At 51.4% G+C, this 26,956-nt stretch carries 21 protein-coding genes; 10 read left to right on the top strand and 11 right to left on the bottom strand.

The genetic code is table 11. From position 1 onward, the window contains the following. The first annotated feature begins 240 nt into the window (after window positions 1-240). Window positions 241-600: a hypothetical protein gene (locus JNC80_RS15890; RefSeq protein WP_376710849.1), complete on the top strand. Its 360-nt coding sequence runs from the start codon at window positions 241-243 to the stop codon at window positions 598-600. Next, window positions 601-948, top strand: a complete 348-nt coding sequence (locus JNC80_RS15885) for a VanZ family protein (protein WP_022711935.1) — start codon at window positions 601-603, stop codon at window positions 946-948. 160 nt (window positions 949-1,108) lie between these two features. Here the strand turns inward: JNC80_RS15885 and JNC80_RS15880 are convergent, their stop codons facing one another. Continuing rightward, the gene (locus JNC80_RS15880; RefSeq protein ID WP_022711936.1) at window positions 1,109-2,374 is read right to left on the bottom strand and encodes a Glu/Leu/Phe/Val family dehydrogenase; all 1,266 of its coding nucleotides are present in this window, start codon (window positions 2,372-2,374) and stop codon (window positions 1,109-1,111) included. A gap of 629 nt (window positions 2,375-3,003) precedes the next feature. On the opposite strand from JNC80_RS15880, the gene metE reads away from it, so the two are divergent. The 3 genes from metE to JNC80_RS15865 all read left to right on the top strand — a co-directional run bounded on the left by metE (window position 3,004) and on the right by JNC80_RS15865 (window position 7,292). Next, window positions 3,004-5,352, top strand: coding sequence for a 5-methyltetrahydropteroyltriglutamate--homocysteine S-methyltransferase (metE, locus tag JNC80_RS15875; protein WP_376710848.1), 2,349 nt, complete (start codon window positions 3,004-3,006; stop codon window positions 5,350-5,352). A 371-nt stretch (window positions 5,353-5,723) separates the two neighbouring features. Further along, complete coding sequence (locus JNC80_RS15870; protein WP_376710847.1) at window positions 5,724-6,578, top strand: acyl-CoA thioesterase; 855 nt, start codon at window positions 5,724-5,726, stop codon at window positions 6,576-6,578. Window positions 6,579-6,788: 210 nt separating this feature from the next. After that, window positions 6,789-7,292, top strand: a complete 504-nt coding sequence (locus JNC80_RS15865; RefSeq protein WP_376710846.1) for a Dabb family protein — start codon at window positions 6,789-6,791, stop codon at window positions 7,290-7,292. Between the two features lie 68 nt (window positions 7,293-7,360). On the opposite strand, the gene JNC80_RS15860 is transcribed toward JNC80_RS15865, so the two are convergent. From JNC80_RS15860 to JNC80_RS15830, 7 genes are all read right to left on the bottom strand, one after another. Beyond that, window positions 7,361-8,533, bottom strand: coding sequence for an iron-containing alcohol dehydrogenase (locus tag JNC80_RS15860; RefSeq protein WP_376710845.1), 1,173 nt, complete (start codon window positions 8,531-8,533; stop codon window positions 7,361-7,363). Between the two features lie 34 nt (window positions 8,534-8,567). Then, on the bottom strand, window positions 8,568-9,953 hold the full coding sequence (locus tag JNC80_RS15855) for an aldehyde dehydrogenase family protein (protein ID WP_376710844.1): 1,386 nt from the start codon (window positions 9,951-9,953) through the stop codon (window positions 8,568-8,570). Window positions 9,954-10,124: 171 nt separating this feature from the next. Beyond that, window positions 10,125-11,495 carry a glutamine synthetase family protein gene (locus JNC80_RS15850; RefSeq protein WP_376710843.1) on the bottom strand — a complete coding sequence of 457 codons (1,371 nt, stop codon included), beginning with the start codon at window positions 11,493-11,495 and terminating at the stop codon, window positions 10,125-10,127. An 82-nt stretch (window positions 11,496-11,577) separates the two neighbouring features. After that, a complete protein-coding gene (locus tag JNC80_RS15845) occupies window positions 11,578-12,648 on the bottom strand; it encodes a TRAP transporter substrate-binding protein (RefSeq protein WP_075654949.1) in 1,071 nt (356 codons plus the stop codon). A gap of 175 nt (window positions 12,649-12,823) precedes the next feature. Next, window positions 12,824-14,149 (bottom strand): TRAP transporter large permease, encoded by a 1,326-nt coding sequence (locus JNC80_RS15840; protein ID WP_075654947.1) that lies wholly within the window; start codon window positions 14,147-14,149, stop codon window positions 12,824-12,826. After that, window positions 14,146-14,706, bottom strand: a complete 561-nt coding sequence (locus JNC80_RS15835) for a TRAP transporter small permease subunit (RefSeq protein WP_116087403.1) — start codon at window positions 14,704-14,706, stop codon at window positions 14,146-14,148. The genes JNC80_RS15840 and JNC80_RS15835 overlap by 4 nt, the downstream gene beginning before the upstream one ends. A 129-nt stretch (window positions 14,707-14,835) precedes the next feature. After that, window positions 14,836-15,609, bottom strand: a complete 774-nt coding sequence (locus JNC80_RS15830) for an N-formylglutamate amidohydrolase (RefSeq protein ID WP_376710901.1) — start codon at window positions 15,607-15,609, stop codon at window positions 14,836-14,838. 213 nt (window positions 15,610-15,822) lie between these two features. On the opposite strand from JNC80_RS15830, the gene JNC80_RS15825 reads away from it, so the two are divergent. After that, window positions 15,823-16,671, top strand: coding sequence for a MurR/RpiR family transcriptional regulator (locus JNC80_RS15825; RefSeq protein WP_051139069.1), 849 nt, complete (start codon window positions 15,823-15,825; stop codon window positions 16,669-16,671). A gap of 267 nt (window positions 16,672-16,938) precedes the next feature. Beyond that, the gene (locus tag JNC80_RS15820) at window positions 16,939-18,174 is read left to right on the top strand and encodes an MFS transporter (RefSeq protein WP_376710842.1); all 1,236 of its coding nucleotides are present in this window, start codon (window positions 16,939-16,941) and stop codon (window positions 18,172-18,174) included. A gap of 76 nt (window positions 18,175-18,250) precedes the next feature. Here JNC80_RS15820 and JNC80_RS15815 read toward each other — a convergent pair whose 3' ends face one another. Beyond that, the gene (locus tag JNC80_RS15815; protein ID WP_022709445.1) at window positions 18,251-19,354 is read right to left on the bottom strand and encodes a branched-chain amino acid ABC transporter substrate-binding protein; all 1,104 of its coding nucleotides are present in this window, start codon (window positions 19,352-19,354) and stop codon (window positions 18,251-18,253) included. A gap of 115 nt (window positions 19,355-19,469) precedes the next feature. Continuing rightward, the gene (cckA, locus tag JNC80_RS15810) at window positions 19,470-22,091 is read right to left on the bottom strand and encodes a cell cycle histidine kinase CckA (protein WP_376710841.1); all 2,622 of its coding nucleotides are present in this window, start codon (window positions 22,089-22,091) and stop codon (window positions 19,470-19,472) included. A gap of 553 nt (window positions 22,092-22,644) precedes the next feature. On the opposite strand from cckA, the gene JNC80_RS15805 reads away from it, so the two are divergent. Beyond that, window positions 22,645-23,796, top strand: coding sequence for a flagellar biosynthetic protein FliO (locus JNC80_RS15805; RefSeq protein ID WP_376710840.1), 1,152 nt, complete (start codon window positions 22,645-22,647; stop codon window positions 23,794-23,796). A gap of 94 nt (window positions 23,797-23,890) precedes the next feature. On the opposite strand, the gene dksA is transcribed toward JNC80_RS15805, so the two are convergent. After that, window positions 23,891-24,307 carry an RNA polymerase-binding protein DksA gene (gene dksA / locus JNC80_RS15800; RefSeq protein WP_022709440.1) on the bottom strand — a complete coding sequence of 139 codons (417 nt, stop codon included), beginning with the start codon at window positions 24,305-24,307 and terminating at the stop codon, window positions 23,891-23,893. A 474-nt stretch (window positions 24,308-24,781) separates the two neighbouring features. Here dksA and JNC80_RS15795 point away from each other — a divergent pair, with 474 nt between their 5' ends. Together JNC80_RS15795 and JNC80_RS15790 are read left to right on the top strand one after the other, a co-directional pair. Then, window positions 24,782-25,306 (top strand): SixA phosphatase family protein, encoded by a 525-nt coding sequence (locus JNC80_RS15795; RefSeq protein ID WP_376710839.1) that lies wholly within the window; start codon window positions 24,782-24,784, stop codon window positions 25,304-25,306. 172 nt (window positions 25,307-25,478) lie between these two features. Next, complete coding sequence (locus JNC80_RS15790) at window positions 25,479-26,954, top strand: YcjX family GTP-binding protein (protein ID WP_151159089.1); 1,476 nt, start codon at window positions 25,479-25,481, stop codon at window positions 26,952-26,954. Window positions 26,955-26,956 lie beyond the last annotated feature (2 nt).

The raw sequence follows: 26,956 nt of genomic DNA, 5'->3' as shown, positions 1-26,956 counted from the left end.
GAGCGGTTTGCGTTCAGATTGAACCATATCGTCCGCTCTAGATTCTTTATTTGGTCGCATTTTCACAGCCGTCAAGTTGACCCAACTTGGCGAATTTAAGAGCGTCAAGTTGACCCAACTTGGCGAATTTAAGAGCGTCAAGTTGATCCAACTTGACTGGGAAATGCTCTAGCCCTCAATCCCCCTCCGTGCTAAGGCGGCAGACAGAAGCCTTCCGAACCCGCTCCAGACAGGTTTACGATGAGAAAAGCAGTCATTGCATTGATCGGCATTGGTGGTGTGGTCGCAGCATCCTGCGCTGGCACCTATTTCTATACAATGTCTGCCGGACAGCAGTCTCTGAAACAGCTTGCTCAGGAAGGCGGGTTTTGTAAAGACACCCGTCAGACAGATTGCGCAGACGGCGTAGAATATGCCAAATCCTATCTCTCGACGGAATTTGGCCTTTCTCCGCGTGGCGTGCAATGGTGCATCGGCGTCGATGAAATCGCCGGCCGTGATTTCCTTCTCGGCGAGACTGTCAAAACGCTGTTTACCGAAATGCTGTATCTTCCCTGCAATGAGGATGAAATCCAGCAGCTACCGACTGACGAGGAATAAATGCGCCGTTTCCCTGTATTGCCTGTTCTTGCCTGGTTGATGCTGGCCTTGCTTCTTGCAGTAACCATTAGTCCGATCGGCTTTCGTCCGCATATTCCGGGCTATGTGACAGCCGAGCGTTTTACAATGCTGCTGGTAATCGGCCTGCTGTTTTGTCTGGCCTATCCGAAGCGCTGGGCGCTGGTTCTGATTATGCTGATTTCTGCTGCCGGCTTGTTTGAACTGATGCAGCGCCTGACGCCCGACAGACATGGCGAAATCTCGGATTTCATTGTCAAATCCGCTGGTGCCATTGCCGGTGTTACACTCGGAAAAATCATTCTCTTCTGGAAACAATCTTTAAAATAATCAAAAAGATACTTCATCTTCTTTATAAAATGGAAAAGGCCGGTTTTCACCGGCCTTCATTATATTTTGTATATGCATCGGGGATTAATTCCCGTTACCTTTTCAGGCAACAAAATCACCCCCGTTGCGTCTTACGCAACAAAATCGCCCCTGTTGCATCTTACGCAACAAAGTCACTTTGCGTGCCATGTGCTTCAATCGCCTGCGAGAGACGCAACAGCGCATGAACATAAGCGGCGGTGCGCATGGTTACGCCTTTGTCCTTGGCAACATTCCAGATAGCGCGACCTTCCCGCTCCATAATCACGCGTAAGCGCGAATGGATTTCTTCCAGTTCCCAATAATAGCACTGGCGGTTCTGCACCCACTCAAAATAAGAAACGGTTACACCACCGGCATTAGCCAGAATATCCGGCAGGATGGTCACGCCCATTTTTTCCAGAATAGCATCGGCTTCCGGTGTCACAGGACCATTGGCCAGTTCCACAATCAGCTTGGCTTTCACCGAACCGGCATTGCGTGCATGGATCATATCTTCCATCGCCGCAGGAACCAGCACATCACAGGCAACGCCGACCAGATCTTCCGCTGCCAGTGCCTCATGACCGCCATGCCCGACTGTTGCCAGAACCGAGCGGCCATTCTGCTTCGCATGGATCAGCGCCGCAACATCCAGACCGGATGCACAATAAACCGCACCTTCAGAATCCGACACCGCAACAATCTTATGACCATCACTGGTCATCAGCTTGGCCATATGCTGACCGGCATTACCAAACCCCTGAATGGTGACATGCAGTTCTTCCGAAAGGCCGAGATCGGCAGCCAGATGGCGCACCAGATAGAAACCGCCGCGTGCCGTTGCATCATCACGACCAAGCGAACCGCCGAGCGCAATCGGCTTACCGGTAATCACCGCAGGCGATGACTGGCCGACAATCTGCGAATATTCGTCAGCCATCCAGCCCATAATCATCGAATTGGTGTAAACATCCGGTGCCGGAATATCGCGGTCAGGCCCGAGAATACGGGCAAAAGCCTGAATATAAGCGCGTGACAACCGTTCCAGCTCTGCTTTGGAAAGTTTACGCGGATCAACCTGAATTGCGCCCTTGCCGCCGCCATAAGGCAGATTCATCACCGCGCATTTGAAGGTCATCCAGAAAGCCAGTGTTTCCACTTCTTCAGCTGTTGATTCAGGATGGTAACGGATGCCGCCTTTTGTCGGGCCGCGTGTATCATCATAACGGCAACGCCATGCAATGAAGGATTTTCGTGATCCGTCATCCATACGGATCATCAGTCGCACCTTGGTAGTCTCTCGGGCAAATTTCAGCTTTTCGATAACATCCGCATCAATATCCAGATGGCTGGCGGCTTCATCAAGACGAACGAGTGCATTTTCGAGAGGATTATCCTGCGACATCGAAATTTCCCTTTCTTGCGATTGCAGCATGAAAAATTACGTTTTGCATAACTTTTGCCAGCCATTCGCGCAATAAAAATATGGCAGCTATACTGACATTATGCAAAATCAGCACAATATCAGACCGTAAGCACATGATTAATGCGACATGCGCTGACGCGGAAATGTATATTAGAAAAATAATCTGACGCCGCCGTCTCACAAATCCCTGATGGCGCATATTTTCACCATTTGATTCGTATCAGCGAGACTTCACCTCTGCATCCTGCCAATGATTTTTACGCATCAATGCGCAATTTAATACAATTCATAACTATATATCCATATAAACAAATCTTTATATCATTATTGACATTCAGTTTTTAATGAGGCAGTCTCTCCATATCGTGGTTCTTCCTGCAATTGCGCAATCCTCCCAAACCTTTGCCCGATTGTATGAAAGCTAAGAGGGAATGCGGAGCGGCCAACAAATCGGCTTTCATGCAACTGAAATGGCGACATTTCGGGAAGACCGGAAGCGAAGGATGACCCGCAAGTCAGGAGACCTGCCCGTTACATCTTTAAGAGACAAAAAGGGCTACGCCTTCTGCCCGCAGCAACAATTTGCCAGCATTCGTCGGGGTATTGAAATGACCGTTACTACAGCCAATCTCGGTTTTCCGCGTATCGGAAAACAGCGCGAACTCAAATTCGCTCTTGAATCCTACTGGGCAGGCAAATCCTCACAGCAAGACCTGCTTGCCACGGCCAAATCCTTGCGCGCCGCCAACTGGAAGCTGCAGCAGGAAAAAGGCATTAAGAACATTCCGTCCAATGACTTCTCCCTCTATGACCATGTGCTTGATCTGGCAGTATCGCTCGGCGTTATTCCGGCAGTCTATGGCTGGAAAAGCGGCAAGGTTGATCTGGACACCTATTTCGCACTGGCACGCGGGGGTAAGGTCATTATACCGATAGAACTGGCAAGTTGCAGCTGCGGCCGTGATCACGGCAACGGCGCCTCCGGTAATGGCGTACCCGCGCTGGAAATGACCAAATGGTTCGACACCAATTACCATTATATGGTGCCGGAATTCAGCGTCGGTCAGACATTCACCCTGACCGACAATAAAGCGCTCAACGAATTCAATGAAGCTAAAGAACTCGGCATTCACACCCGCCCTGTTCTGCTCGGGCCAGTGTCATTCCTCAAGCTCGGCAAATCCAACGATGCCAATTTTGATCTGAACAAGACACTGGAAGCCCTGCTGCCGGTCTATACGGAAATTCTTGCCCAGCTTCATGCGGCAGGCGCTGACTGGGTGCAGATTGACGAGCCGGTTCTCAGCCTTGATCTTGATGCCCGCGACCATGACGCTATCCGCACGACCTATGAGTTTCTGGCGGAAAAACTGCCGGAACTGAAAATCCTGCTGACCAATTATTTCGGCTCCTATGGCGACAATCTGCTGACCGCAATCACACTGCCGGTTGCCGGTTTGCATCTTGATCTGGTTCGCGCACCACAGGATCTTGATGCCGCTGCTAAAATCGCCCGCCCCGATCTGGTGCTATCACTCGGCGTAATCGACGGCCGCAATATCTGGCGTGCTGATCTGCGTGGCATTAGCGAGCGCGTGAAATCAGTCATCGCCAAGCGTGGTGCAGATACTGTGCAGATTGCACCATCCTGTTCGTTACTGCATGTGCCGATTGATCTGGCATCGGAAAAGAAACTCGATGCGGAAATCCGTCAGTCCCTGGCTTTTGCTGTGCAGAAACTGGAAGAACTGGCTGTGCTCGGCACAGTTCTTGGCGACAAGCCGGAAACAGCAGAAGCCGCTTTAAAGGCCTCGGATGAAGCTATTGCCGCCCGCAAGGCCTCAGCCAAGGTCAATAATAAGGCAGTGCAGACACGCGTTGCAGCGATTACCGATGCGCAGTCACATCGCAACAGCCCGTTTGATACACGCGTCAAATTGCAGGCAAATCATTTAAAACTGCCGCTTTACCCGACAACAACCATCGGTTCTTTCCCGCAGACCACAGAAGTCCGTCAGGCACGTTCGCGATTTACTAAAGGTGAATTGTCTGCTGCCGACTATCAGACCTTCCTTGAGCAGGAAACCGAAACAGCAATCCGCTGGCAGGAGAAAATCGGCATTGACGTTCTGGTACACGGCGAATTCGAACGCAATGACATGGTGCAATATTTCGGCGAACAGCTCGACGGCTATGCCTTCACCCAATCCGGCTGGGTACAGAGCTACGGTTCGCGCTATGTGCGCCCTCCGGTAATCTATGGTGATGTTTCCCGTCCGGTTGCCATGACTGTCGAATGGGCAAAATTCGCCCAGAGCAAAACCGACAAGCCGATGAAAGGTATGCTCACCGGCCCTGTTACCATGCTGCAATGGTCATTCGTACGCGATGATCTGCCACGTTCCGAGGTTTGCCTTCAGATTGCTCTGGCATTGCGTGATGAAGTGACTGACCTCGAAGCCGCAGGTATCAGCATTATCCAGATTGATGAACCGGCTCTGCGTGAAGGTTTGCCGCTGCGTAAAAGCGACTGGGCTGCCTATCTGGAATGGGCTGTGACAGCCTTCCGTCTTAGCGCCGCCGGCGTGAAAGATGAAACCCAGATCCACACCCATATGTGCTACTCGGAATTCAACGACATTATGCCTGCGATTGCAGCACTGGATGCTGATGTGATTTCGATTGAAACCTCCCGCTCCAAGATGGAACTGCTGAGCGCTTTCTCCGAACAGGGCTATCCGAACGAAATTGGTCCGGGGGTCTATGACATTCACTCGCCACGTATTCCTGATGTGGAAGAAATGGTCGATCTGATCGAAAAAGCAGCGCAGAAACTCAAGGCGCAGCAGATTTGGGTCAATCCGGATTGCGGTTTGAAAACCCGTGGCTGGGCAGAAACCAAACCGGCTCTTGTCAATCTGGTTGAAGCTGCCCGCCAGTTGCGCGCCGCTGCCTGACAATAAAGACAAGCAGCACAAACAAGATAAATGTCGTGACAGTCCCCACTGTCACGGCTTTTTCATTATGTGACAAATACGGATTGAATATTGAAAAACAATAAGATGGAATGTCTTCCTGATATAACGGGTCAATAACCGGTATCACTATGCCGTCACCAAACCTTGTATAATGGCCTTATGCGCCGTAAAAGCGCGAAAGATAGAGCATGGCGCAGCTAAATGGACTCATTTAGCGTCAGTGAACATGCGACAATTAAAGAATCTAGAGCGAGCACTGTGATCCAATCTGGACGTAACCGCTCTAGTGTTTAAATACCGGATAAGGACATGCCTTCTGCAATCCGACAGAGGCATGCAAGGACAAATCCATGACAGCGCCCCTGAATGATGACCAGAAAATCCAACCATCTGATGAGATGATTTATGGTCAGGATGTGCCTCTGATTTCACGTCTCGTGACAGTTGTTTTCCCCGGAGACACCAACCATCACGGCACATTATTCGGCGGTGCAGGCTTTGCTCTGATGGATCGCGTGGCGTTCATTGCCGCCACCCGTCACGGACGTGTGCCTTTTGTTACCGCCTCCTGTGAACGTATTGATTATACAGCGCCGGTTAAGCTCGGACAAATTGTTGAACTGACTGCCAGAGTTATCCGTGTCGGCCGCACCTCGCTTTCGGTTGAAGTGGAAATGGTGGCTGAGAATATGATCGGCGGCGAGCGTGTGCTCTGTACCCGCGGACTGTTTCACATGGTTGCTAAGACAGAGCTGACAAAAGACAAAGCATGGAGCCTGCCGCCTATGCCGAAGACAGAAACGGCAGAGACTATTGATGACCAGCCGACACTTTTGCGCATGTCGGATGTGGTATTTGCGGATCAGGCCAATTCCTATGGCACCATGTTCGGCGGTGAGGCTATGGCTGAAATGAGCAAAAGTGCTTTCATTGCCGCTACCCGTTATTGCCGCCTGCCAACTGTGCTGGCTTCTTCCCGCAGAATGGATTTCAAATATCCGGTGCGTGTGGGTTCTATTCTTGAACTCGTGTCTAAAGTCATCAAATCCGGTCGCAGCTCTGTGGTTGTTTCCACCGAACTCTGGTCGGAAGATCTGATGAGCGGCGAACGCCTGATGACCGCGAAAGGTGAATTCACCATGGTAGCGGTAGATGAAAGCGGCCATCCGGTGCCGGTACTGGCCGAAGAAGGCTCACGCCCTTAACTGCATCAATTCATGCCGGCAAAATCGTGTAATTTTGCCGGCGTATCCGGCCATTTAACCGTCAATTGCGCCGCAAATACAACAACTTACAAAAAACACTTTTATTAAAATCATATTTTGTATATTTCTCAAATCCATAATATTTCATACTAAAGTGCATTTAATTTCAGAATACTTATTGAATATCATAAAATAAATTTTGAGGCCATTATGCATCAATTCATTAAAGCCACAGCATTATTACTCTTCCTCACCCCTTCCGCGCAGGCGCAATCTATCTGGCACGGCAATCATATTCCCGTTACATTCCAGCAGGATGAAAAACCGGAAATTTTTACCGCGCCGGACTATAAACCCGGTGTCATTCGCCACATTGTCCTGTTTCGCTACAGGCCTGATGTAAGTGATGCACAACGCATGGCCGTTTTACTGCGTTTCCGGAATATGAAGCACACAGCAAGGCGCAATGGTGAGCCTTATATTGTTTCCATTCATGCGGGCAGACAAAACAGTTTTGAAAATCTTGGCCAGGGCTTCGACCAGGCATTTATTGTCAAATTCCGCTCTGAAGGTGACCGGAACTATTATGTCGGCACACCGGCCGTGATCGATCCCGCTTTTTACGATCCTGAACATCAGAAGTTCAAAGAATTTGTTGCGCCGCTATTGGCCGATCGAGGCTCGCTGGTCTTTGATTTTGTCTCCGACAAATAATCCATCCCCCAAAACAAAAAGGCGGCAGCTTCATGCTACCGCCTTATTCTGTACAGTCACTCACACTGTCAGGCTGTGCCTTTAAGTGCCTGATTAAGCAGCTTCAATGCGCCTTCTTTTGTCAGCTCAACCGGATTGCCACCGGCTGTCGGATCAACAATGGCCATTTCCGCAATCATATCCTTGCGGGCATCATCCATTTCCAGACCTTTGATAAATTCCGGCAGGCTGTCCGGTACATTCAGCTCTTTGCGCAGTTTCATCACTGCCGCAACGAAGCCGTCAAAGCCACCTGCAATGCCCAGATAATCAGCCAACCGTCCGATACGGGTTTCAATCGCCGCACGGTTATGATGCAGCACATAAGGCATAAAGACCGCATTGGTCATGCCATGATGCGTATCATAAAGCGCACCGATCGGATGCGACAGTGAATGAATAGCGCCAAGCCCCTTCTGGAAAGCTGTTGCGCCCATTGCCGCCGCAGCCATCATATTGGCACGCGCTGTAATATCGCGCCCGTTTGCATAGGCGACCGGCAGATTTTCAAACACCAGCCGGATACCTTCCAGCGCAATACCATCCGCCATCGGGTGATAGCCCGGTGCGCAATAAGCTTCCAAGCAATGTGCCAGCGCATCCAGCCCTGTGCCAGCGGTGATGAATGGTGGCATACCGACTGATAATTCCGGATCAGCAATCACCGTCACCGGCAGCATTTTCGGATGGAAAATAACTTTTTTGGTGTGCGTGGCTTCATTGGTCAGCACACCGGCGCGGCCAACTTCCGAGCCGGTACCGGCTGTTGTCGGCACCGCAATCACCGGTGCAATCACAGCACTGTCTGCACGTGTCCACCAATCGCCGATATCTTCAAAATCCCAGACCGGACGTATCTGCTTGGCCTGAAATGCAATCAGCTTGCCCAGATCAAGTGCCGAGCCACCGCCGAATGCAATCACACCATCATGATTACCGTCATTATAAACTTTAACACCGGCTGTCAGATTGCTCTCGACCGGATTAGGCTTCACTTCAGTAAAAGTGCCGTATTTCACACCGGCTTCATCCAGCACTGCCAATGTCGATGCCACAACCGGCAGCTTCGCCAGTCCCGGATCGGTGACGAAGAGCGGGTTACTGATACCGGCAGCTTTCAGAACTGCAGGCAGTTCTTTAATACGACCGGCACCAAACAGCACAGTGGTCGGGAAATTCCATTTTGAGATCAATGTTGTCATTGCATTTGCTTTCACATCAAAATTCAAAGGCGGATCAGATTTTCTCACGCAGATGATAGGATTTCGGACGGGTGAGATTGCCGTAACCGATAGAAGACAGCGAAGCGCCCTTGCCCGTATCTTTAACACCGGTCCAGACCAGTCCCGGATCGAGATAATCACAGCGGTTCATAAACACGGTGCCGGTTTCAATCTGATCGGCAATATTAGCCGCACGATCCGTGTCCGGTGTCCAGAGTGATGCTGTGAGGCCGAAATTACTGTCATTCATCAGCGCAACAGCTTCTTCATCGCTGCGCACTTTCATGATGCCGACAATCGGCCCGAAGCTTTCTTCGCGCATCACGCTCATCTGATGATCAACATTGGTCAGCACTTCCGGCGCGATATAAGGTGAACCGGCGCGGTCATTCTCAACCTGCATATTGATATGGGCTTTTGCCCCCTTACGCAGTGCTTCCGCCTTCTGCTCACGGATCAGATCGGCAAAACGGGCATGCGCCATTGGCCCCAGTGTTGAGGATGCATCCAGCGGATTACCCACCACATATTGGCTGGTCAGATCAACAAAACCGTCAACGAATTTGTCATAGACCGCCTCATGCACATAGATGCGCTCAATACCGCAGCAGCATTGGCCGGAATTGAAAAATGCACCATCCACGAGATTGGCAACTGCATGCTCGACATTAACATCCGGCAGCACATAGGCAGGATCTTTACCGCCAAGCTCCAGCCCGATACTCATAAATGTACCGGCAGCAGCTTTTTCAATCGCACGACCACCACCGACTGAACCGGTGAAATTCACATGGTCAATCGTGCCAGAAGCCAACAGCGATTCCGTGGTTGCATGTCCCAGCACTACATTGCTGAAAACACCTTTCGGCAGACCGGCAATTTCAAAGGCTTTGGCAAAGCGTTCACCGGCAAGCAATGTCTGCGTAGCATGTTTGAGGATAACCGTATTGCCCGCCATCAATGCCGGAATAATCGTGTTCACCGCTGTCAGATACGGATAGTTCCACGGCGCAATCACCATCACCACGCCAAGGGGCACATGCTTCACATAGCGGCGGAAACCGTCTTTCTCTTCCGGCACCAGAGGCTTAAGCGCCTCTTCCGCTATATTGATCATATATTGGCCGCGCTCCTGCACGCCGCCATTTTCCCCGCCATAGCGTACCGGCCGTCCCATCTGCCAGGCGATCTCCGGCACCAGCTCGTCATTCATTGCGGCCAGAGCAGCGAGTGCCGCCGAGCAGTATCCTGCGCGTTCAGCAATCGTCAGTGCTGCCCAACCTGCCTGCGCCTGTCTGGCAGCAGAGACAACGGCTTGCACCTGCCCCAGATCGAGGCAGGCACGCTCCGCATAAACAGAACCATCAATCGGAGAAATCAGTCTCGCCACTTCGCTCATGGCTTCATTCCTTTATAAATTTGCTGTGTGTTTGAATCAAAAAGCGGCAAGCTGTGGCGAAAATAGTGATTTCGAGAACCGGAACTTGAGCCGTACGTGTAAGTACGTGAGCCTCGGCAAGCACAGAAATTGCTATTTGCAGACCGGCATGATGTCTTTTGGATCAGACACTTAATAGCGCTCGAAACCACGATGTAGCTCCCAGTCAGTGACACGGCGGTCATATTCAACCTGTTCCCAATCTGCCGTATGGACATAATGATTGAGAACCTTCTCGCCCAAAGCCTCTTTCAGGAATTCAGAATTCTTCAGCGTTTCAATGGCATCGCGCAGGGTATATGGAATTTCTTGCAGCTTTACCGCCGCATAGGCATCGCCGACAAACGGCTCCTCCAGTTCCAGCTTCTCATCAATACCGCGCAAGCCTGCAGCAATCAGTGCCGCAAAAGCCAGATAAGGGTTGAGATCAGAGCCGCCGATACGACATTCAATGCGAATACCTTTGGTGCCCTCGCCGCAAAGGCGGAAACCGGCTGTGCGGTTATCCCGGCTCCATGTGATCTTGGTCGGCGCGAAAGTGCCTGCCTGAAAGCGCTTGTAGGAGTTGACATAAGGCGCGAGGAAATAGGTGTAATCGGCGGCATATTTCAGCTGTCCGGCCACCCATGAGCGCATCAGTGGCGACATGGTATAAGGTGCATCCGGATCATAAAACAGCGACTTGCTGCCATCCAGACTCCACAGTGAATTATGCACATGGCTGGAGCTTCCGGCTTTGCAGTAATCATATTTCGCCATGAAGGTGATGCATTTTCCCTGCGCCTCGGCAATTTCCTTCATTGCATTTTTCATGATGACATGGCGGTCGGCCATATCCAGCCCTTCGGCATAGCGAACATTGAGTTCCTGCTGACCGGAACCTGCCTCACCTTTGGAGTTCTCAATCGGAATACCGGCTTTGGCGAGATGATTACGCATCGCACGCAGCACCGGTTCTTCCTTGCTGGTCAGATGGATCATATAGTCCTGAATATATGGAGAGGATGTATCCATCTGCTTCCAGTATTTATCGCGCGCAGATTTATAAGTCTCATCAAAGAGATAGAATTCGAGCTCTGAGGCAAAATAGGCGCGGTAACCGCGCTCTTTCAGCCGAGCAAGCTGTTTCTTCAGCATTGCACGTGGTGAGTGCGCGAGATCTGAATGATCGTGATGATCGAGCACATCGCATAATACCAGTGCGGTTTTCTCAAGCCATGGCGCAATCCGCAGCGTGGACATATCCGGCTTGATGACAAAATCGCCATAGCCCTGATCCCAGCTGGCAGCCTCATATCCGGCAACCGGTTCCATATCGATATCATCGGCCAGCAAATAACTGCAACCATGGGTTTCATCATAGGCAGATTCAACAAAAAACTGCGCATAGAAACGCTTGCCAACCAGTCGTCCCTGCATATCTGTCAGGCAGACGAGCACGGTATCAATCTCATCATTCGCGACCGCTTTTTTCAGCGCATCAAAAGTCAGGTTTCCGGTCATTTACAACTCCGTGCTTCATCGGCATTTTATTAGAATGGAGTGTCGCCGCCCCTCCGGCGGCGACAGTTTTTGTAAATTTTCGTTATGCTCCGTAGCGATATGGTGCACCGGCTTTGCGCATGGTTTCCTGATATTTCTTCAGGATTTCGACCACTTTGGCATTGCGCGGGCTCTTGGCCGCAATTTCATCCCAGAACTTCATGGCCTCATCTTCAACTTTGCCCCATTCCGCTTCCGGAATAGTTGTCAGTTCAAGCTTGCCGCCGGTGGTGCGGTAATGGGCTTCACCCCACCAGTACCAATGCTGGCGGTAGTAATGGGAGCTGTCCATGCTTAGTTTAAACAGTTGCTGCAAATGCGCAGGCACGGCGTTCCATTTTTCCGTATTGGCAAAATAGGAACCTGCCCATGCCCCGCTGATATTATTGGTGAGATAATATTTATTAATATCAGCCCAGCCGACTGTATAAACTTCGGTCGCGCCCGACCAGCACACGCCGTCAAGTTCACCGGTCTGAATGGCCACTTCAATATCTTCCCAAGGCAGGGTTACAGGCACCACACCAAAACGGGTAAGGAACTGACCACCCGTCGGGAAGGTAAAGACGCGCAGGCCTTTCAGGTCTTCCAGCGAGCGGATCGGCTTGGTGGTTGCGAAGTTACACGGATCCCATGAACCGGCGCTGAGCCATGTGACACCCGGAATTTCCTTATAGGCTTCTTCCCAGATTTCATTCAAGCCGTACCAGTTGAACAGCACCGGCACATCAAGGCTGTAACGTGAGGCGAACGGGAAATACGCCCCGAACACCGACACATCCACCGGCGATGCCATGGAGTCATCATCAGACTGCGCCGCATCAATCGTACCCGCCTGTACCGCACGGAACAATTCGCCCTGCGGCACCAGCTGATCGGAGGTATAAAGCTCGATCACCATCTCGCCATTGGCAGCCTTGTTGAAAGCATCAATGGAAGGTTTGATGACGTGTTCTGCCAGAGCAGGCCCGGCATAAGTTTGCAGACGCCATTTAATCGGGCTCTGTGCTTTCACATAAGGGGTGGCGAGTGCAGTTGCGCCAACAGCCCCGACAGTGGTCAATGCAGACTTTTTAAGAAAGTCGCGCTTATTCAGAAATTTGCTGTCACTCATTTGCGTGTCTCCCGTCGCAATGGGCAGTTTCTGAGAAAAGTGGTAACCGGTTTTCCGCCAATTTTCTCAGTTTGAAACTGCGATAACAAACTACTTCACATTCAGTTTTGGTTCCCTTCACCGCAGTTTTGGCTTGTTGCCTTTTTTTGAACTGCGTTATGCACTTCACACTTTATCAGCGTCCCGAATACCAGTTTGGCAGCCACAGAGCGATCTGCGGGAAGATCATCAGAATGATGACCGTCAGCACCATCAGGAAGAAGAACGGAACGATAGATTTATAAATATCAACCATGGTCACGCTGGACGGTGCGAGCGCCCGCATCATGAACAGGTTATAGCCGAAAGGCGGGGTGATATAGGCAATCTGACAGGTGATCGTGTAAAGAATACCGAACCAGATCGCATTGAATCCGAGGCTTTTGACCAGCGGAATATAGAGCGGCGCCACGATAACCAGCATCGCCGTGTCATCCAGAAACATGCCGAGTACAACAAAGGACAACAGCATCAGGATCAGAATTGTCCATGGCGACAGATCAAATGTACCGATCAGCAGTTTTTCAATCGCCTTTACTGCGCCAAGACCATCATAAACGGATGAGAAGCACAGCGCCGCGAGAATGATCCAGAGGAACATACAGGAGATCATCAGCGAGTTGCGGGTTGTGGTTTCCCAAACCGCTTTGGTCATCCGTCCGGTGAACAATGCCGCCAAAGTTGCCAGCAATGCACCAACCACAGAACTTTCCACCAGACTGGTCACACCGGTCAGGAACAGCCCCATCATTGTTCCGAAAATAATCAGAGGCAGCAGACCGGCACGCAGCGTTGAAAATTTCTCCGCCCAAGTAATGCTGTCCAGCTCTTCTTTAGGCAATGTTGGCCCGAGCTCAGGATTAATCCTGCAGCGGATATAAATATAGACTGCAAATAATGTGGCCATCAGCAAGCCTGGCCCGATACCGGCCAGCCACAATTGCAATACCGGCTGACGGGCAATCATCGCATAAAGCACGAGAACCACACTCGGTGGGATCAGAATACCCAGCGAGCTGCCCGCCTGAATAACGCCGGTCACCATAATCTTGTTATAGCCGCGCTTCAGCAGCTCCGGCAGTGCCACCGTTGCACCAATGGCCATACCGGCCACACTCAGGCCATTCATAGAGGAAATCACAACCATCAGCCCGATGGTACCGAGTGCCAAACCGCCGCGAATACCGCCGAACCAGACATGGAACATGCGGTAAAGATTACTGGCAATGCCGGATTCCGAGAGCATATAGCCCATAAACACAAAGAACGGCACGGTAATCAGAGGATACCAGTTCAGCACCGCAAAAGTGGCATTGAACGGCATTTCAAACGCGCCGTTACCCCAGAGCAGCAGCGCCGCCAGCGAACCGACAAAGCCGATCACACCGAATACGCGCTGCCCTGTCATCAACAGCACCATCATTGTGGCAAACATGAAAAGAGTAATGAATTCCGAACTCATACAGTTTGCCCTTCCTGCGGTGCGGCATCAGGTATGTAAGCAGCAGGTTTGATCGGCGTGCCGCGCCAGATCGCGAAATCTTTGATAAGATTGGAGATGCACTGCAGCAGCAGCAGGAAAACACCGAGCGTCATCAGCGTTTTGATCGGCCACAGAACCGGAGCCCATGCCGTGTAATTGCGCTGATTATAGACATAGGCGTAATTGGTGCTGGAAAGCCCGCCCGCGAACATCACAACGAGATAGAAAATCACGCAGAGAATGGTAATGACATCTGTCAGCGCCTTCTTTTTCGGCGCGAAACGGTCATAAAACAAATCCATCCGCACATGCGCGCCCTGCTGCATCGCATAGGCACCACCCAGCAGATAATAGGCCGAGAGAATGAACTGCGACATTTCCAGCACCCAGTTCACCGGCGCGCCCAGCACAACCCGCGAAAAGGTGGAATAAAGCAGGCAGGCTGCCATCAAAAAGATGAGATACATCGCACAGCGACCGACCCGATAATTCAGCGCATCGACATATTTTACGAAGAGTCTGAGTATTTTCGGCACTTTTTTGTTCCCGTTGTTTCAGGCGTTTTATGGCCGGTTTTCCGGCTCTTTTGCCTGTATTCACCAGTTACCTGTTTCCCTTAAATCCCGCCTGCTCCTCAACAGAATGCGGTTAAGGTCATCATCTCCTCACTTCAGCTCAATTTCCTGTAAGATTGATGACAATCGTGCAGCCCAAAGCGCCTGCCCTTTCTCGTCAGCAATTTCATTATTACGGATTTCCACCATCGCGCAGAGATCACCGCGTTTACGCGCATGACATTCCACGGTGTAATAAACACGGTCATCCGGTGAATAAGGCTGGTTCACGCCAACATTGATGCCTGAGCTTTCGCCGTCTTTGCGTAAACCCGCGATCATACGCGCACCCAAACGGTCATCAGCATCATGAATGATCCCGATTTCCCATGGCCGCCCGACACCTTTATAAACCGGCGTATAGGAGTGAATGGTTATAACGCGGCTTTCTTGTCCGCGTTTTTTACGCGTCTCGATAACTTCTTCAATTTTATCGTGAAAAGGTTTGTGCGACAGGGATATACGCTCCTGCCGCTCTGCCTCTGACAGATTGTGATTGCCCGGTATCACCGTAAACTCACTAATCTCAGGAATAAGATCCGGCGCGGAAAGCGGCCGGTTACAATCAATCAACAAGCGGGAAAGACCAGCCTCAACAAGCGTAGCATTCAGCGCTTTGCTCATACGCCGCGCGACCTCAGCGGCACCCGGATCCCATGCAATATGGGCGGACATATCAGCCTCGCTCAATCCGAGGCGTACAAATTTCTCCGGCATAAAATTCGTGGCATGTTCACAGATCAGCAGATACGGGCTTTCACCCTGCTCATTGAGAACAGTGACAGCCGGTTTATCGCCACCGGCATCAGAATAACGGGTATGCATATCATTGCCGTGAGAATCGCGAATTTCCGCCATTCTTCCCCCCTCATGCGAGTAAATTTTATCATTTACACATGTAACTTATGTTACGTTATTTTTTATTTCGCACTATTGTGTATCATCTCATACGCATTATTATCTTTTGTCAAATAGTATTTTTAAATGGGTTGAATCAAAAAGCGGGCCATTCAGTCCACTGATGCAAACAGGTGTTTTATGATGAACAATTTCACCAGTATCGCCGAACTGATAACCGAGCGGATTGACACAATGCCTCCGGGTGAGCGCAATGCCGCACAAACGCTGATTGCCAGCTATCCGATGCTTGGCCTTAAAACCGTTGCTGAATTTTCTGCTCAGGCAGGAGTGAGTTCCCCGACTATTCTGCGGTTTATCAACCGGCTCGGTTTTCAGAATTATTCCGATTTTCAGGCGCGTTTGCAGGATGAACTGGCCGCCCAGCTGCAATCTCCGCATAACCGCAATGAAAACCGGCAAAGCCAGCCGGACACCGATTATCCGGCAGTCGAACACAGTCTTGAAAATATCCGCGAAACTTTCCGCCATATCAGTGAGAAACAGTTAAGCGATATCGTCACTGCACTGGCCTGTGCACGCGGCAATATTTATCTGATCGGGGGGCGTTTTACCGATCCCATTGCGCAATATATGGCTGCGCATATGACCGTGATCCGCCCGCATGTTTTCCACCTGTCGGGGCAGGAAAGCGCATGGCGCGACAGGCTGCTGGATATGGGCAAAAAGGATATATTGATTGTCTTCGACATCCGCCGCTATCAGGACAGTCTGCTGCATCTGGCTGAAACCGCCAAAAGCCGTGGCGTTGATATTGTGCTGATAACGGATCAGTGGCTGTCACCGATTGCCCGTTTTGCCCGTCATGTGATTGCGGGGCGCACCGGCGTTCCCTCGGCATGGGATTCTTCCGCCGCGTTGTTCGTACTGGCGGAAAGCATCATTCGGGAAATGACCATACAGCTGGAACAAGACAGTGCCGCGCGTATTAAAGAACTGGAAGGTCTGCGCTTCAGAAACCGGCCATAATAAGCTTCACATTTCTCCGGTAGAGATTTTTATAAAAACTCTTTTCTTCCAACCATGCATCTTTCGATGTAATGGGAAGGCGACAAAATTTCAGACGAGCCGCGCGTGTGGGAGGCACAAACGGATTTGGCTGATTTCCTCTTCAGGCAGGATTACTGCCCTGAGCTTTTAAAATAAACGCACATAATGAGAGTTGCCTCAGACACTTTCAATTTGTGTCCGCCCCCTATCAGAAACAGTTGCACATGCTGTTTCAGGAAAAATGAAATGACAGATTCCTCCCCCGCCATGGTGCTGGATGCCCCAGCTCTGGCCGATGCTGAAACGCTTGCTACAAGCGCAGATACAACAAATTTCAAACTGGTTTTGCTGGCACTGGCAATGGGTGGCTTTGCTATCGGCACCACCGAATTTGCGGCCATGTCCCTGCTGCCTTATTTCTCCGCAGGCTTAGGTATTGATGAACCAACCGCCGGTCATGTTATCAGCGCCTATGCGCTGGGTGTGGTCGTCGGCGCGCCAATTCTCGCTGTCTTCTTCGCACGTATGTCACGCCGCACGCTGGCTATGGGGCTGATGGCTGTATTTGCCATCGCCAATGTGCTCAGCGCTCTATCGCCATCCTATCACTGGATGCTGCTGTTTCGCTTTATGAGCGGCCTGCCGCATGGCGCATATTTTGGTGTGGCCGCACTGATGGCCGCCTCACTGGTACCAATGAACCGCCGCGCATGGGCTGTTGGCCGTGTTATGCTCGGCCTGTCTATCGCAACCGTAATCGGTGTGCCTTTTGCCACATGGCTCGGGCAGCATCTCGGCTGGCGCTGGGGTTTCGGTGTTACCGGTATTCTGGCCACGCTCACTTTTCTGATGATTATGGCTTTTGCCCCGAAAGACCCGCCACGCCCCGGTGCCACGCCACTGCGTGAACTGGCCGCTTTGAAGAACCGTCAGGTCTGGCTGACGCTCGGCATTGGTGCAGTCGGCTTTGGTGGTCTGTTTGCAGTCTATTCCTATATTGCCTCAACGCTTTTGGAAGTCACCGGCGTTGCGCCCTATTGGGTTCCGGTTGTGCTGACTGTTTTCGGTGCGGGTATGACCTGCGGCACGCTGATCGGCTCTTGGGGTGCTGACCGTGCCCTGATGCCGACTGCCGGTATTCTGCTGCTGTCAAATGCAATCTTTCTGGCAATCTTCCCATTCGTGGTGATGAATGTCTGGATTTTGACCGCGCTGGTCTTCCTGATCGGCTGTACCGGCGGCCTCGGCACCGTGCTGCAAACCCGTCTGATGGATGTGGCGCAGGATGCTCAGACCCTTGCCGCAGCGCTTAATCACAGCGCCTTCAATGTTGCCAATGCCCTTGGCCCGTGGCTGGCTGGCCTTTCCATTGCCGCAGGCTATGGCTTTGCCTCCTCCGGCTACGTCGGCTGTGCACTGGCGCTGGGCGGTCTGATCATCTGGGCAATTGCCCTGTGGGATGCACGCCGCAGCGGCACCTGAGACCATAAATACAACCAATAAAAAAGCCGGCAGAACCATCGTTCTGCCGGCTTTCTCTTTAGCTCAAAAGACCTGATTAATTGGCAACGATTTTGCCGTCTTCCCATTTATAGACCACGAAGGTCGGGGAAGTCAGATCGCCGTTTTTGTCATAGGTCAGGTTACCGATGATTGTTTTGGCTTCCAGACCATCATGCAGAGCCTTGGCAACGGCTGCCGGATCATCGGCTTTACCGACTTTCTCGATACCGTCTTTCAGCACCTGAACAGCAGCATAACCATTCAGTGTGAACACTTCCGGCGCAATATTCTTGGCCTTCAGCGCGTCCACAGCTTCAGCAGCAGCAGGATTCTGCGTCACATCAACAGCATTGGTGAAGAGTGTGCCTGCACCGGTTTCACCGGCAATCGCCCAATATTCAGTATTGGACAGGCCTTCACCACCGATCAGCAGCAGTTTCACGCCCTGATCTGAAAGCTGACGGGACAGAAGACCGGCTTCCGGATGATAACCACCGAAATACAGCACTTCCACGCCGCTGTTTTTGATCTTGCTCACCAGTGCGCTGAGATCTTTTTCACCCGGTGTCAGGGATTCATACAGAACCTCTTTCACACCGGCCTTGTTCAGGCTGTCTTTGAAGCTGTCTGCAAGACCCTGACCGTAAGGGGCTTTATCGTGCAGAACACCGACCTTTTTGTCAGCCAGATTTTTTGCCACATATTCAGCGGCAACAACGGCCTGCTGGTCGTCACGGCCGCAGGTACGGAAAACATTTTCCAGACCGCGATTTGTCAGGTTAGGTGAAGTTGCTGTCGGTGTTACCATAACCACACCGGCTTCAGCCAGCGCATCGGAAACGGCCATTGCCGAACCGGAGGTCACAGGACCAACAACAAATTTAACGCCGTCACCGATCAGCTGGTTGGCACCGGAAACACCCTGTTTCGGATCTGCCGCATCATCAACAAGCTTCAGAACAACTTTCTCACCAAGAATACCGCCGTTTTTATTGATATTTTCTACAGCGGTTTCGGCACCGTTTTTCACCTGAATACCATAGGCAGCCACGCTGCCGGTAACCGGTGCGATCAAACCAATGGTGATATCAGCCTGAGCCTGGGAAGCAAACGCAAGTGTTGCAGCAAAGGCTACTCCGGATAATAAAGACAGACGCATTTCTTCCTCCAATACAGTCCCCATCGGGACAGTTAAAACATAAGCCCCGTATGCGCTTAAAGTTGCGCACCGGTTCAACCTCGCCCCCCGCCTGTCCCAATAACTGGTCAGACACTCAGTCTTCTTTCTCCAGCATCTCCTTCACAGCGGTTGCCAGCTGCTTCAGGGAGAACGGCTTCGGAAGGAACCCGAATTGAGCATCTTCAGGCAGATTCTTTGCAAAAGCATCTTCAGCATAGCCTGAAACGAAAATAAACTTAATGTTTGGATAGGATTTGCGCAACTCTCTTAACAGCGTAGGACCATCCATTTCCGGCATAACCACATCGGAAACGATAATATCGACCTTGCCTTCCAGTTCTTCCAGCACTTCCAGCGCTTCAACGCCGGACGAAGCTTCATGAACTGTGTAACCTCTGGTCTGCAATGCGCGGACACCGCCCATACGCACCGCATCCTCATCCTCAACCAGCAGCACGGTTGCGGAACCGGACAGATCAGCCTGTTTTTCTGCTTTCTTTTCAACGGCAGCAGGCTTTTTGGCGACCACGGCCTGCTCATCAGGCTGCCCATTGGCATCCAGTACAACCGGTGCTTTTTCTTCAATGAAACGTGGCAGATAGATACGGAAGACCGTGCCTTTACCCAGTGTCGAGTCACAGAAAATAAAGCCGCCGGTCTGTTTGATAATGCCATAGACCATCGAGAGACCGAGACCTGTGCCCTTGCCTACTTCTTTAGTCGTAAAGAATGGCTCGAAAATCTTGGCAAGAATATCCGACGGAATACCGGTGCCCGAATCTTCAACTTCATAGAGCACATAATCGGCCTGCGGCAATTCGCGATAGCCAAGCGCAATAGTCTCGGCTTCTTCAACATTGCGGGTGCGGATTGTAATCGTACCGCCATCCGGCATCGCATCACGGGCATTGACCACAAGATTCACGGCAACCTGCTCAAACTGGCCAAGATCGGCTTTCACCGGCCACAGATCTCGGCCATGTTCAATTTTCAGGGCAATATCCGTACCGACAAGACGCGCCAGCAACATACGCAGGTCAGCCAGAACATCGGTGAGATCAAGCACTTCAGGACGCAAAGTCTGACGGCGCGAGAAGGCCAGCAACTGGCGCACCAACGAGGCGGCACGGTTGGCATTCTGCTTGATATTCATAATATCAGGGAATGACGGATCGGACGCGCGATGATTGCTCAGCAGCAAATCCGACGACATGATAATGGCAGTGAGTACGTTGTTGAAGTCATGGGCAATACCGCCTGCAAGCTGGCCGACAGCCTGCATTTTCTGGCTCTGCGCCATCTGGCCTTCCAGCGCCTTCTGCTCTGTGGTCTCCACCGCAGAAACAATCGCGGCTTCTTCTATCGCCTCGCCACCAATGTCAGACACCGGACTGACATAGAAACGGATATGACGTTCATCATTGCCCGGCAGAACCGTATCAATCGGCGAGATTGTCGCCTGTCCAGCAAAGGCAGATGCCAGCGCACGGGAAATCGTCTCACGGTCACGCGGATGCACCACGCTTTCCAGAGAAATCTGTTTATCCAGCGTATCGCGATCCACATCAGAACCGAAAATATCCAGAAAACGCGCATTGGTCGAAAGAATACGGCCATTCACATCCACCGAAGCAATTGCCATCGGCGCGGAATTGAAGAAGCGGGTAAAGCGCACTTCGGCGGAACGCTGCGCAGCGGAGGAATCATTGCCCTCGGCGCGGTTCAGCACAATGGTGCGGCTGGTGCCGCGCGAACCGTCACGCGGCTGCTGCACACGGTGATAAAAGCGCACAGCAAGGCTTTGACCGTTGCTCTTTGTCAGATCAAGATCAATCACCGTATTGCGGCTGGAGCCCGGATCGGCACGAACCGCATTAATCAGCGACATGCCGTTACCGGCAACAATATCCTGCAAGGTCAGCGAACCGGCGGTGAATTTGGTGAGATCAATTCCCAGCCATTCAGCCAGCGTGGCATTGATATAAATGATGCGGCCTTGCGCATCGGCCGAGAAAAATCCGGCAGGCGCGTGATCCAGATGGTCGATTGCTTCCTGCAAATCCTGAAAAAACCGCTCCTGCTCAGCACGCTCTTCCGAAATATCGGTAATCTGCCACGCAAACAAAGGTCCTGCGGTTTCGCTGAGCGGATTGGTCTGCGGTGCAATCACCGGCCGTGCTTTCACGCGATACCATGCAGCGGCTTCCATCCCCTTCGGCGAGGCACCGGTGAGACGGATTTCTTCCTGTGCCGCCAGACCATCACGCACAGCATTATTCAGACGGTAAACCGCTTCAAGCGCCGAAGGCTCACCGGCCAGTACAGCATCAAGTGTCGGCAATTCTGCCGCATTATCCGCCCCCATCATCTGCGCATAGGCCTGATTGGCATAGACAATATGCCCTTTGACATCGGTGATTACCGTACCTTCAGGCATGGAATCCAGCAGCGTATCGACCACATCGTCATGATCCTCACGCGGGCTGAACTGGATCAGGCCGGTTGCCCAGCCGATCAGGCAGAAAACCCCCATAATCGACAGCAGACCGAGCAGGATCAGCAAAAAGGCATCACCCAATTGTTCACGGAACACAAAATATAATCCCGCTACAGCAATCAGCAGAATACCCAGCGTCAGCAATCTGAGTGCAGCGGGGTTTTTCTTGGCAGGAGCGGTGGTTTTCGGAAAAGAATGCGTCCGTGATGGCTGAGACATAAGCCCCATTATCCCTTTTCTTGCGCCGTAACATCGGCGGTTCAGCAGATCCGTCGCTGATGCGTCGTCCGCAATTTCGGGCATCGGCCTATCGGATCAGGCTTGTGATATCAGGCCTGAACAATTCTGATAAAGCGTAGCCTTATGAGGTTTTTCAGAATTATGCTTTAGAGTATTTCACAGTCAAATGGAATTATCTCATAGTGCCATTATTGCCTGCACAGTCTTCACAAGCCATTAATTCCGGACTGTTTTCTTGTTAAATTGCGCAATTTACAGACATAATTACCAATTATGACAGGCGTCAGTCACGGGCATTTTCAAGCCGATAAATATGTTTTAAAGTTTCATTCAGCTTAAAGATTTACTTTCCGGGCAATATGCGTTTTTACAAATGCAGATTATGTTCCGATTTTTTTTACAGGATACCGGTTTCAAGCGCCCGTTACGGCCTGAAAACCGTGTTGAAAAACAAGCCGATTATGCAATTTGTCTGATTATGCGTTTATGAAACGCTGCAGAAATTGCATGATTCTTATAAGGACGATTAAATATGATGGATTGGCTGAGCGGGCTGGTGGGCGAAAATACAGCTCATATAATCAGCTTTATCGGGCTTTTTGCACTGTTTCTGGCAGGTGTTTTTGTTGTTTTTGCTGCTATCAAGCGCATGACAGCCGGAACCTATGTGACCAAAAACCATGATGCGGCTCCGCGCCTGACCGTAACTGATGCCGCCGCCGTTGACGGCCAGCGCCGCCTCGTTCTGGTGCGCCGCGATGATGTGGAGCACCTGATCCTGATCGGCGGACCATCCGATATTGTGATTGAGCAAAATATTACCCGCCATCAACGCAATCAGCCTGAACAGGCAGCGCCCCGCGCCCGTCCGCAGGAAGAACTGGCACCGGCTACTCCGGTTACTGCAGCAATCGTTGCTGCACCTGCTGCCCCGCAAATATCTGCGGCGATTGCAACACCGGAGCTCAATATTGCTCCGGCTGATATTATCTCAGCCGTACCGGCCTATAAGCCGGAAGCAGAAGCCGCACCTGCACAACAGCCGCGCCCTGCGGCTACCGCTGCTGCACAAACACCTGTTGCCGCGCCAAGCCAGCCATTGCAAACCCATGCGCAGCAGGTAGCGGCTGCCGCCCGCCAGCAACAGCAGCGTCAGGCTCCGGCTGCACGACCGGCAGAAACAGCACCAAAGCTGCATCCGGTTTATCCGCTGGGTCAGGTCTCTCGTGGTGTGGTTGCAGCAACATCCGGTCTGGCCGCAGCAAGCAATGCAGCGCAGCAGGAGCTGATTGCTGCTGCCAAGCGCGATAATCGCAGCGCCTCACCTTCGCTCGATGATGTGCGTCCGGGTCCTGATGCAAAAACGGCAGAAGGCACACCTCTGGTCTTGCAACGGGCAACTCCGCAAATCGCACGCCCTGCACAGCAGGAACCATCCTTCAGCGCCGCGCCTGCTCCGGCTGCCAAGCCTATAGCGCAGCCGAATTTTGAGCTTGACCTTGAAAGCGCGGTCGCAGATGCCCTGTCAGACAAAGATTTGTCATCTGACAACGAAATTTCCTTTGAAGATTTGCTCTCGTCCGAAATGGAACAGCATTTTGCAGGCACGGAAAAAGCAGAGCCTGCTGAAAAACCGCAATCGAGTTTGCCAGCCGGAATGCTTGATATTTCCCCGCGCAAATAAGCTCCGAAAAACAGATAATAAAAAAACGCAGCGCCCTCCAGCACTGCGTTTTTTAATTTCTCGCGAGTATGTGCGAAGCACAAAACCCTATAATTTAGTCGTCGCGATAAACTTTTTCACGACGCTCGTGACGTTCCTGCGCTTCGATCGACAAAGTAGCAATCGGACGGGCATCCAGTCGCTTAAGGTTGATCGGGTCGCCGGTTTCCTCACAAAAACCATAGGTTCCTTCATCAATACGAAGCAAAGCCGCATCAATTTTGGAGATTAGCTTACGCTGGCGGTCACGGGCACGCAGCTCGATAGACCGATCCGTTTCTGATGAGGCCCTGTCAGCCAGATCAGGATGATTAGCATTTTCACGCTGCAATGCTTCCAGCGTTTCGCGTGCTTCACGCAAAATGTCATTCTTCCAAGCGATTAGCTTGGCACGGAAATATGACTTCTGCCGTTCATTCATGAACGGTTCGTCATCCGTGGGCTTGTAGTTAAGGTCGATTAATTCACTCATTTTGAATCACCCCACACCTAGGAGACGAAGCGCCTTATAGGTCTATAAGCGACACGATACAACCTGAAAAAACAGCAGTTCAAGTATTTTCAACCTGCACCTGAAAAAATAGCCGCATTATCCTAAAGTCATATAAGCAGATATCTGCAAAATTTAAAATCGAAGATACCGCATCAACTTAAGTAAAACAAAATTTTCACATGTGACTATTTTAAAATATCAATGTATAAAAATAAAAACCTAAAAATTAACGATATAATTACTCAATATTATATCCTGACTTACAGAATTTTCGTTATCGCAAACACCGGATAAATTTCTTTTTTGATATATTTCCCTCTCAATCCGGCAATAACTTCAAAAACAATACGCTGCTGACATAACAAACAAGTTACCCGAAATCCGCTTTCGGCCCTTATTTTTAGCCTGTTCAGCACCCTATCTTTTCAGTGCAAAACCTGCAAAATTGCTCCCATGCGCACAATTTTATTCCTTCGCCATGCCCAAGCCGTTCTGCCTGACAGCAGCGGAAAAGATTTTGACCGGCGCCTGAATGCGGCCGGTGAGACCGATGCTGAAAATCAGGCAAAGCGCCTGATCAATGCAGGTATTCTGCCCGATTTTATCCTCTGTTCTCCGGCAGCACGCACGAGACAGACGGCAGATATTTTCAAAACTACCCTCGCTAATGCACTCCCCGCACATCCGGTCACGTTACACGAAGCACCCTCGCTCTATCGTGCAAATGCCGCCGGATACATTCAGGAAATCCGCAGTCAGATACCGGATACATCCCGATGCGCCCTGATAGTCGGACACAATCCGAGTATTGAAGATTGCGCATTACTGTTTGCGCGTAGCAGCCATCAGTTTGAGCAGCGGATCGGCTATGGTTTCCCTACTGCCGGACTGGCCGAAATTAAAACACAGGCAGATTTTTCAGCCTTCTCTCCTGAAAATGCACAACTGACAGCCCTTTATCTTCCGCATGAAGATTAAGGTCTTACCGGCTGTTTATAAAACATAATTGTCCGTGATAATGCGGATATAAATCAGCATAATAGTTTAACACCCTGCAATTACGGATTTCACATCCTATATTCAGGGAACTGCGTTAAACACCAGAGCGTATTGCGCTTAGCGAATATCAACAGTCTTTACGGGGGCATCTTTGGCCAGACTGACCACTTTAACAGATGAAGCCAAAATTGCTTTTGATACATTGATGGAGCGCACCGGCAGCTTGGTAACACCGTCACTGCGCCTTGGTGTGACAGGTCTTTCCCGTGCCGGTAAAACCGTTTTCATCACCTCACTGGTGCATAATCTGGTACAGGGCGGACGCCTGCCCTTGTTTGATGCCTATGCATCCGGCCGTATTGCCCGCGCCTATCTCCAGCCGCAGCCGGATGATGCCGTCCCGCGTTTCCAATATGAAGATCATCTGGCGGCATTGGTAAAAGACCGTATCTGGCCGGATTCCACCCGTGCGATTTCCGAATTACGCTTGACAATTGAATATCAGTCGGCTTCCTCATGGGGGCGCATGCTCTCTGCGGGCAAGTTGTCGATTGATATTGTCGATTATCCGGGAGAATGGCTGCTCGACCTGCCCCTGCTCGGCAAAAGCTACGCCGAATTTTGTCGCGATTCCTTTGCGCTCGCCAATGAGACAGCACATCTCGGCTTTGCCGGAGACTGGTTGCGGGAAGCTGCAACGGCTGATGCGCTGGCTCCTGCTGATGAAATGACGGCGCAACGGCTGGCACGCAGTTTCACCGATTATCTGCGCGCAGGTAAATCCGATGAACAAGCATTATCCACCCTGCCACCGGGACGTTTTCTGATGCCCGGCGATCTGGAAGGCTCTCCGGCTCTCACCTTTGCACCCTTGCCTGATCTGCCTGAAGGCAGTTTCAAAACCGGCTCGCTGGCGGCGATGATGGAGCGGCGCTATGAATCCTACAAAACCCATGTGGTGAAACCATTCTTCCGCGAGCATATTGCCCGTCTTGACCGGCAGATTGTATTGGTTGATGCGATGCAGGCGATTAATGCCGGTGGTGCTGCTGTACGCGATCTGGAGCGGGCATTGACCGAAATCCTCGCCTGTTTCCGTGCAGGACGCTCCAATATTTTCACCGGTCTGATCCAGAAGCGTATCGGCCGTATTCTTATTGCGGCCACCAAAGCCGATCATCTGCATCATGAAAGCCATAACCGGCTTGAAGCCATCGTGCGCAGACTGGTTGACCGCGCCGCCAAGAATGCGGACATGTCCGGCGCTGAGATTGATGTTCTGGCCATGGCCGCGGTGCGCGCCACCCGCGAAGCGACAGTCAACCAGAATGGTGATACATTACCGGTCATCGTCGGCACTCCGCTGAAGGGCGAAGTGATCGACGGTGAAGTCTTTGACGGCGAAACGGAAACTGCGATTTTTCCGGGTGATCTGCCGCACAATGTGCAGGCAATTTTTGACCAGCCGGAATTATCGCCACGCGACCGTGCGCATGAAGCACCGATCCGCTTCGTCCGTTTCAGGCCACCGGCGATTAAAGCGGATCTGGATGGTATTCATCTCTCGCTTCCGCATATCCGCCTTGACCGCGCCATGCAGTTTTTGCTCGGCGACCGGCTGGCATAAGG

Source organism: Pseudochrobactrum lubricantis (genome assembly GCF_041929865.1).
In the GTDB taxonomy this organism is placed as follows: Bacteria; Pseudomonadota; Alphaproteobacteria; order Rhizobiales; family Rhizobiaceae; genus Pseudochrobactrum; species Pseudochrobactrum saccharolyticum.
Note: the sequence above shows the minus strand (reverse complement) of the source record. Positions and strands in the feature narration are given on the sequence as shown.